Raw genomic sequence first — 8,599 nt, forward strand, 5'->3', positions numbered from 1 at the left:
TCAGGTTCTCTCCGTTTTGCTTAACCACATTTCATCCATACCACCGCCGCGAATATGCATCGGATAAACGTGCTCGGTCCCATCAACGATGACATCCATAAAGACGAGGCGGTTGTTTTTAACCTGCTCAAGCGCTTGTGCGAGCGACGATTCCAGCAAAGCGGGATCGGTCACCCGCATCCCCACGTGGCCATAAGCTTCAGCAAGACGAACAAAATCCGGCAGCGACTGCATGTATGACTGAGAGTGACGGCCAGAGTAGATCATATCCTGCCACTGCTTCACCATACCGAGATAGCCGTTGTTGAGGTTAAGCACCAGTACCGGCAACTCATATTGCAGCGCGGTAGAAAGTTCCTGAATGTTCATCTGGATACTGCCGTCCCCGGTCACGCAGACGACGGTTTCATTTGGCAGTGCCAGCTTCACGCCCAGCGCGGCAGGCAAACCAAAGCCCATCGTTCCTAATCCCCCCGAATTGATCCAGTGACGCGGTTTATCAAAGGGATAATAGAGGGCGGCGAACATTTGATGCTGACCCACGTCTGAAGTGACATAGGCGTCGCCTTTCGTCAGTCGCCAGACCGCTTCAATCACGGCCTGAGGCTTAATATGCTCACTTTGAGTGTCATATTTCAGACACTGGCGCGCGCGCCAATGCTCAATTTGCAGCCACCAGTCGCGGATCTCATCCAGCGGTTGAGTCGTGCTCTCCTGGGTCAGCAGATCCAGCATTTGCTCCAGTACCTGCCGGGCATCGCCGACGATAGGCACATCAGCTGACACCGTTTTTGAAATCGACGTGGGGTCGATATCAATGTGCAGCACCGTGGCATTCGGGCAATACTTCGCCAGATTGTTGGTCGTACGATCGTCAAAGCGCACGCCGACGGCAAAGATCACATCGGAATGATGCATCGTCATGTTGGCTTCATAGGTACCGTGCATACCCAGCATGCCCAGCGCCTGACGGTGGGTGGCGGGAAACGCCCCGAGTCCCATCAGCGACGACGCAACAGGAAGATTGAGCTTTTCGATCAGTTCACGAAGCTGTGGCTCACACGCAGAATTAATTGCCCCACCGCCGACATAGACCACCGGTTTTTTAGCGGCCAGCAGCGTCTGCAGCGCACGTTTGATTTGGCCTTTGTGGCCCTGCGTGGTGGGGTTGTAAGAACGCATACTTACCGATTCCGGCCAGACATAAGGCAGCTTGTTTGCCGGATTCAGGATATCTTTAGGCAGATCGACCACCACCGGTCCCGGACGTCCGCTTGCCGCCAGCCAGAATGCTTTTTTCAGCACGCCAGGAATGTCTTCGGTTTGCTTGACCAGGAAGCTGTGCTTCACAACGGGACGCGATATCCCGACCATGTCGCACTCCTGAAATGCGTCGTAGCCAATCAGTGAGGTTGCTACCTGCCCGGAGAGGATCACCAGCGGAATAGAGTCCATGTACGCGGTCGCAATGCCGGTAATAGCGTTTGTCGCACCGGGTCCCGACGTGACTAACACCACGCCCACTTCCCCCGTCGCACGCGCCAGGCCATCAGCCATATGCACCGCCGCCTGTTCATGACGTACAAGGATATGGTCAATGCCGCCTACCGTATGCAGTGCATCATAAATATCAAGGACCGCGCCGCCAGGATAGCCGAACACTTGTTTCACGCCCTGATCGATAAGCGATCGGACGACCATTTCCGCGCCAGACAACATCTCCATGCTTTGCCTCCAGGCATTTTGTTATAGACGGACCGCCGAATTCATTTCTGCACCGTCTTGCGATCGGGATGAACCCGTCTTCTATTAGCTGAGTGATACTTACCTTAACCGCTCGTTATGAGGCAGGCAATTAGCAAACCCGGAGAGCGAAGAGGCAGTGAAAGCAGAAAAAACAGACATTGCCAGAGGATATGGTTAATTCATCTGTAATTAGAGGAGGAGATGATAAATCATCGCTGAAAAGCGCGATGATTCAGGAAATCATCTATTTTTACAGGTCTGGCAACCGTCAGAAAAGATTCAGAACAGAATAAAATAGCAGTTAACAAAACAAAACCAGGATAAACCACATGCAAAGATGTAATTTATCCTGACCTGATTAACGGCGGCAGATGCTGATAAGTAATTCTTCCATCCACTGATGCCCTTTGTCCCGCCCTGCAGCTTCATGCCAGGAGAGATAACAGGTACGGCTATTAAGCTTAAGCGGCAGAGGCAAAATTTGCAGATTTAACGCGTCAGAGAACTCTTCCGCCAGCCAGCGCGGGGCAATAGCCACCAGCTGCGTCTGTGAAACGACGTTTAATACGCTGACCATAGCCATTCCTTGATATGCCACGCTCGCCTGTTTATCTGCTGTGTCGTACCACGGCAGACTAAATGAGGCATATCTGTCGAGCGCAACCACGGCATGTTGTTCGCTATAAACATCACTTTCACGTAGCGGAGCATTCAATCGTGGATGTTTTTTACTGGCAACCAATACCATTTCATCTTTAAACAACGGCACGCACGAAAATTCAGGGCGACGGAACTCTTCGTATCCCAGAACAAATTCGGTTTCCTGGTAACGTAACTGGTGTTCTGTGTTTTGATTTAAGGATGATTTGAACACCAGATTAATATTTGGCGCAATCTCTTCAACCTTATTATAAATAATAGATGTCAGATAATTATCTAACGGACTGCAGACGCAGAGATGGAATACGCGTTCACTGCTTAGCGGTTCAAAACCCGAGCCCGGCAGCTCATTTTGCACCAGTTGCAGAGCCTGGCGAATAGAGCCGAAGAGCTGGAATGCCCGCGCAGTAGGCTGAATCCCTCGTCCGTAGCGAACGAATAATTCGTCGTTGAACATCACCTTAAGCCTGGCAACGGCATTACTCACGGCAGGTTGTGACATCCCCAACGCTTGCGCCGCCCGGGTGATATTCTGCTCCTGCATGACAGCATCAAACACCGTCAGTAGATTAAGATCCACCGTGCGTAGCTGGGGTTTAATCCCATCTGTAACTTGAGGTTGTTTAATATTATTTTCTGACACTTCTGACTCCACTGTCACGCTACACAGCACGTCCTTCGCCGACGCATTGTAATAATCCCGAAAAATATGATTTACCATGCCAATACGTCCAACAAAAGAGAATTGTTTAAAAATCGGAATATATAAAGATCACGCGATAACACACAAATAAAAACCGGCATAACAGATATATTTGACTTTATAGTTAGAATGAAACCATAAACCAAGTCAATACACAATGGTCATCTGGTTAAGGATGACTTAAGTATAATTAAACTGTTATCGACTTTGCGTATACTTACGTTAATAATCTGTTATTCCCATTCATTCACGGCCAGAGAGAAAGAATGCCTATGTGAATGGTAAATCAATGATATTAAATACTTTAAAAAGAAAACATCCACGACGGAAAATACATATTTCAAAACATCTGCTAAATGTACTTATTTCTGCAAATGCTTTTTGAGTCCAATTTTAGACAATTCATATAGCCTGAAAAGCAAAATCCAGCACAATAAGCTAAAGCCTATAACCTGTCTGTTCAGTCTGTCGGAACCGTTTTTACCGCCAGGGGTTGACATCAACAGCCGTATCCAGTACCACTAAAAGTATATTGAATTTAACGGAGCACGATTCATGACACGCACCCATCGTTTCACCGGTCTACTACTACTAAACGCATCTTCTGTGCGCGGTAGACTGGCGGGCGAAATTCAGCGTTGAATCGTCACCAGTAAGACTAAAAACCCGCGCCACTGCGCGGGTTTTTTTATGCTCGTAGCAAGGCGCCCTAAGACTGACAAGGACCTAACCCATGAGCCAGCAAGTCATTATTTTCGATACTACTTTACGTGACGGTGAACAGGCATTACAGGCAAGCCTGAGTGTAAAAGAGAAACTGCAGATTGCGCTGGCTCTCGAGCGAATGGGCGTCGACGTCATGGAGGTGGGGTTCCCGGTCTCTTCTCCGGGTGATTTCGAATCCGTACAGACCATTGCGCGCACCATTAAAAATAGCCGCGTCTGTGGCCTGGCACGCTGTGTAGAGAAAGACATCGACGTTGCGGCCGAGTCGCTGAAAGTGGCCGAAGCCTTCCGTATTCACACCTTCATTGCTACCTCGCCAATGCATATAGCAACCAAATTGCGCAGCACGCTGGATGAGGTGATTGAACGCGCGGTGTATATGGTTAAGCGCGCACGTAACTATACCGATGACGTTGAATTCTCTTGCGAAGACGCGGGCCGTACGCCAATCGAAGACCTGGCGCGCGTTGTGGAAGCCGCCATCAACGCGGGCGCGAAAACCATCAATATCCCGGACACCGTCGGCTACACCATGCCGTTTGAGTTCTCAAACATCATCACCGGCCTGTATGACCGCGTACCGAATATTGATAAAGCAATTATCTCCGTCCACACCCACGATGATTTAGGGCTGGCGGTGGGCAATGCCATCGCCGCTGTCCACGCTGGTGCGCGCCAGGTAGAAGGCGCGATGAACGGTATCGGTGAACGCGCGGGCAACTGTTCGCTGGAAGAAGTGATCATGGCGATCAAAGTGCGCAAAGACATCATGAACGTGCACACCCGCATCAATCACAACGAAATCTGGCGCACCAGCCAGACCGTCAGCCAGATTTGCAACATGCCAATCCCGGCCAACAAAGCGATTGTCGGCACGGGCGCGTTCGCGCATTCCTCTGGTATCCACCAGGACGGCGTACTGAAAAACCGCGAAAACTACGAAATCATGACCCCGGAATCTATCGGTCTGAACCAGGTGCAGTTGAACCTGACCTCCCGTTCCGGCCGCGCCGCGGTGAAACACCGTATGGAAGAGATGGGTTATCAGGACAGCGATTACAACATGGATCAGCTGTACGACGCATTCCTGAAGCTGGCCGACAAAAAAGGTCAGGTGTTCGACTATGACCTGGAAGCGCTGGCCTTTATTAACAAACAGCAGGAAGAGCCAGAGCACTTCCGTCTGGATTACTTCAACGTGCAGTCCGGCTCCAGCGACATCGCCACCGCCTCGGTCAAACTGGCCTGTGGTGACGAGATTAAAGCCGAAGCGGCAAACGGTAACGGCCCTGTCGACGCCATCTATCAGGCAATCAACCGCGTCACCGAGTACGACGTTGAGCTGGTGAAATATGACCTTACGGCGAAAGGGCATGGTAAAGACGCTTTAGGCCAGGTGGATATCGTCGTCAATTACAACGGTCGCCGTTTCCACGGAGTGGGTCTGGCGACGGATATTGTCGAATCCTCCGCGAAAGCAATGGTGCATGTCCTGAACAACATCTGGCGCGCCGCTGAAGTCGAAAAAGAGTTGCAACGCAAGGCTCAGAATAAAGAGAACAACAAGGAAACCGTGTAATGTCGAAGAATTACCATATTGCTGTGTTGCCGGGTGATGGTATTGGCCCGGAAGTGATGGCACAGGCGCTGAAAGTACTGGAAGCCGTTCGCTCGCGTTTTGCGATGAAAATCACCACCAGCCATTACGACGTGGGCGGTATTGCCATTGATAACCACGGTACGCCGCTGCCAAAAGCCACCGTTGAAGGCTGCGAAAATGCCGACGCCGTGCTGTTTGGCTCCGTCGGTGGCCCAAAATGGGAACACCTGCCGCCGGCTGAGCAGCCAGAGCGCGGCGCGCTGCTGCCGCTGCGTAAACACTTTAAGCTGTTCAGCAACCTGCGTCCGGCGAAGCTCTATCAGGGGCTGGAAGAATTCTGCCCGCTGCGCGCGGATATCGCGGCCAACGGTTTCGACATTCTCTGCGTGCGCGAGCTGACCGGCGGAATTTACTTCGGTCAGCCAAAGGGCCGCGAAGGCAGCGGCCAGCATGAAAAAGCATTCGATACCGAGGTATATCACCGTTTCGAAATTGAACGTATTGCCCATATCGCCTTTGAGTCGGCGCGTAAACGCCGTCATAAAGTGACCTCCATTGATAAAGCGAACGTGCTGCAGTCGTCCATTTTGTGGCGTGAGATCGTCAGCGAAGTCGCGAAGCAGTATCCGGACGTTGAGCTGTCGCATATGTACATTGATAACGCGACCATGCAGCTGATTAAGGATCCCTCCCAGTTTGACGTGCTGCTCTGCTCTAACCTGTTCGGCGATATCCTGTCTGACGAGTGCGCGATGATCACCGGCTCCATGGGGATGTTGCCATCCGCCAGCCTGAATGAAGAAGGCTTCGGGCTGTACGAACCTGCCGGGGGCTCCGCACCGGATATCGCAGGCAAAAACATCGCCAACCCGATTGCACAGATCCTCTCCCTGGCTCTGCTGCTGCGCTACAGCCTTGATGCAGGTGATGCAGCAACCGCAATTGAAAACGCCATTAACCGGGCGTTAGAAGAAGGCGTCCGTACCGGTGATTTAGCACGCGGCACGGCAGCAGTCAGTACTGATGAAATGGGCGACATCATTGCCCGCTATGTCGCTGAAGGGGTGTAATCATGGCCAAAACCTTATATGAAAAGTTGTTTGATGCACACGTTGTCTACGAAGCACCAAACGAAACCCCACTGCTGTATATCGACCGTCATCTGGTACACGAAGTGACCTCCCCGCAGGCATTTGACGGCCTGCGTGCGCACAAGCGTCCCGTGCGTCAGCCGGGAAAAACCTTCGCGACGATGGATCATAACGTTTCCACTCAGACCAAAGACATCAATGCGTCGGGTGAGATGGCTCGTATCCAGATGCAGGAACTGATTAAGAACTGCAACGAATTTGGCGTGGAGTTGTACGATCTGAACCACCCTTATCAGGGCATCGTCCACGTGATGGGGCCGGAGCAAGGGATTACCCTGCCGGGCATGACCATCGTCTGCGGTGACTCTCATACCGCAACGCACGGCGCGTTTGGCGCGCTGGCGTTTGGTATCGGTACGTCTGAAGTGGAACACGTTCTGGCGACGCAGACCCTGAAACAGGGCCGCGCCAAAACCATGAAGATTGAAGTGAAAGGTAAAGCCGCACCGGGGATCACGGCGAAAGACATCGTGCTGGCTATCATCGGCAAAACCGGCAGCGCAGGCGGTACCGGTCACGTAGTGGAATTTTGCGGCGACGCTATTCAGGCGCTGAGCATGGAAGGTCGGATGACCCTGTGCAATATGGCCATTGAGATGGGCGCCAAAGCAGGCCTGGTGGCACCAGACGAAACGACCTTCAACTATGTGAAAGGTCGTCTGCACGCGCCAAAAGGCCAGGATTTTGACGATGCGGTCGCGTACTGGAAAACCCTGAAAACCGACGACGGGGCAACCTTTGACACCGTTGTCACGCTGCAGGCAGAAGAGATTGCGCCTCAGGTGACCTGGGGCACCAACCCGGGTCAGGTGATTTCCGTTAACGACAGCATTCCTGACCCGGCCTCCTTTGCCGATCCGGTCGAGCGTGCCAGTGCGGAGAAAGCGCTGGCCTATATGGGACTGAAGCCCGGTGTGCCGTTGACCGACGTGACCATTGATAAAGTCTTCATTGGATCCTGTACCAACTCCCGTATCGAAGATTTACGTGCTGCTGCAGAGATTGCTAAAGGCCGCAAAGTTGCGCCGGGCGTGCAGGCGCTGGTGGTTCCCGGTTCCGGTCCGGTGAAGGCTCAGGCAGAAGCGGAAGGGCTGGATAAGATCTTTATCGAAGCAGGTTTTGAGTGGCGTTTGCCGGGATGCTCCATGTGTCTGGCCATGAACAACGACCGTCTGAATCCAGGCGAACGTTGTGCTTCCACCAGCAACCGTAACTTTGAAGGCCGTCAGGGCCGCGGTGGGCGTACCCATCTGGTCAGCCCGGCAATGGCCGCCGCTGCAGCCGTTACCGGCCATTTCGCCGACATTCGCAGCCTGAAATAAGGAGACAATCATGGCAGAGAAATTTACCCAACACACAGGCCGGGTTGTCCCCCTGGATGCCGCTAACGTCGATACTGACGCCATCATTCCTAAGCAGTTTTTGCAGAAAGTGACCCGCACCGGTTTTGGTGCACACCTGTTCAACGACTGGCGTTTCCTGGATGACAAAGGCGAAGTGCCTAATCCAGAATTTGTTCTGAACTTCCCGGAATACACAGGCGCGTCCATTCTGCTGGCGCGGGAAAACTTTGGCTGCGGTTCTTCGCGTGAACATGCTCCCTGGGCGCTCACCGATTACGGCTTTAAGGTGGTTATCGCCCCGAGCTTCGCGGATATCTTCTACGGTAACAGCTTCAACAACCAGTTGCTGCCGGTGACGCTGAGTGACGAACAGGTTGATGAGCTGTTTGCGCTGGTTAAGGCGAATCCGGGCATGGCGTTTGAAGTGGATCTGGAAGCGGAAGTGGTTAAAGCGGGTGAGAAGACCTACAGCTTCAGCATTGATGCATTCCGCCGTCACTGCATGCTGAACGGTCTGGACAGTATTGGTCTGACGCTCCAGCACGAAGACGCCATCTCAGCGTACGAGAAAAAACAGCCTGCGTTTATGGGCTAAAGGCAATGGCCCGCGAAAAGCGGGCCATTGATAAGGGTGCGTTGAGGCTCAACCACTCTGGAGAGGCGGGGAAAC

At 52.5% G+C, this 8,599-nt stretch carries 7 protein-coding genes; 5 read left to right on the top strand and 2 right to left on the bottom strand.

The window, feature by feature from the left end; genetic code table 11:
- Both ilvI and leuO read right to left on the bottom strand, forming a co-directional pair.
- A complete protein-coding gene (gene ilvI / locus L977_RS07690) occupies positions 1–1,725 on the bottom strand; it encodes an acetolactate synthase 3 large subunit (protein ID WP_047625534.1) in 1,725 nt (574 codons plus the stop codon).
- Between the two features lie 379 nt (positions 1,726–2,104).
- Entirely contained in the window at positions 2,105–3,049 is a 945-nt protein-coding gene (gene leuO, locus L977_RS07695) for a transcriptional regulator LeuO (RefSeq protein WP_032629721.1), read from the bottom strand.
- Positions 3,050–3,664: 615 nt separating this feature from the next.
- Here leuO and leuL point away from each other — a divergent pair.
- From leuL to leuD, 5 genes are all read left to right on the top strand, one after another.
- Positions 3,665–3,751, top strand: coding sequence for a leu operon leader peptide (leuL, locus tag L977_RS25215; RefSeq protein ID WP_099458923.1), 87 nt, complete (start codon positions 3,665–3,667; stop codon positions 3,749–3,751).
- A gap of 91 nt (positions 3,752–3,842) precedes the next feature.
- Positions 3,843–5,414: a 2-isopropylmalate synthase gene (leuA, locus tag L977_RS07700; RefSeq protein WP_014882534.1), complete on the top strand. Its 1,572-nt coding sequence runs from the start codon at positions 3,843–3,845 to the stop codon at positions 5,412–5,414.
- On the top strand, positions 5,414–6,505 hold the full coding sequence (gene leuB, locus L977_RS07705) for a 3-isopropylmalate dehydrogenase (RefSeq protein ID WP_014882533.1): 1,092 nt from the start codon (positions 5,414–5,416) through the stop codon (positions 6,503–6,505). The genes leuA and leuB overlap by 1 nt, the downstream gene beginning before the upstream one ends.
- A gap of 2 nt (positions 6,506–6,507) precedes the next feature.
- Positions 6,508–7,908, top strand: coding sequence for a 3-isopropylmalate dehydratase large subunit (gene leuC / locus L977_RS07710; RefSeq protein WP_014882532.1), 1,401 nt, complete (start codon positions 6,508–6,510; stop codon positions 7,906–7,908).
- A gap of 10 nt (positions 7,909–7,918) precedes the next feature.
- Positions 7,919–8,524, top strand: coding sequence for a 3-isopropylmalate dehydratase small subunit (gene leuD, locus L977_RS07715; RefSeq protein ID WP_014882531.1), 606 nt, complete (start codon positions 7,919–7,921; stop codon positions 8,522–8,524).
- Positions 8,525–8,599: the final 75 nt, after the last annotated feature.

Source organism: Enterobacter sp. ZOR0014 (assembly GCF_000798855.1).
Classification (GTDB): domain Bacteria; phylum Pseudomonadota; class Gammaproteobacteria; order Enterobacterales; family Enterobacteriaceae; genus Enterobacter; species Enterobacter kobei.

Bases quoted from the DNA above. Each gene is read 5' to 3' on its own strand.
- leuL (WP_099458923.1), top strand. From the start codon at position 3,665: ATGACACGCACCCATCGTTTCACCGGTCTACTACTACTAAACGCATCT.
- leuD (WP_014882531.1), top strand. From the start codon at position 7,919: ATGGCAGAGAAATTTACCCAACACACAGGCCGGGTTGTCCCCCTGGAT.
- leuA (WP_014882534.1), top strand. From the start codon at position 3,843: ATGAGCCAGCAAGTCATTATTTTCGATACTACTTTACGTGACGGTGAA.
- leuC (WP_014882532.1), top strand. From the start codon at position 6,508: ATGGCCAAAACCTTATATGAAAAGTTGTTTGATGCACACGTTGTCTAC.
- ilvI (WP_047625534.1), bottom strand. From the start codon at position 1,725: ATGGAGATGTTGTCTGGCGCGGAAATGGTCGTCCGATCGCTTATCGAT.
- leuB (WP_014882533.1), top strand. From the start codon at position 5,414: ATGTCGAAGAATTACCATATTGCTGTGTTGCCGGGTGATGGTATTGGC.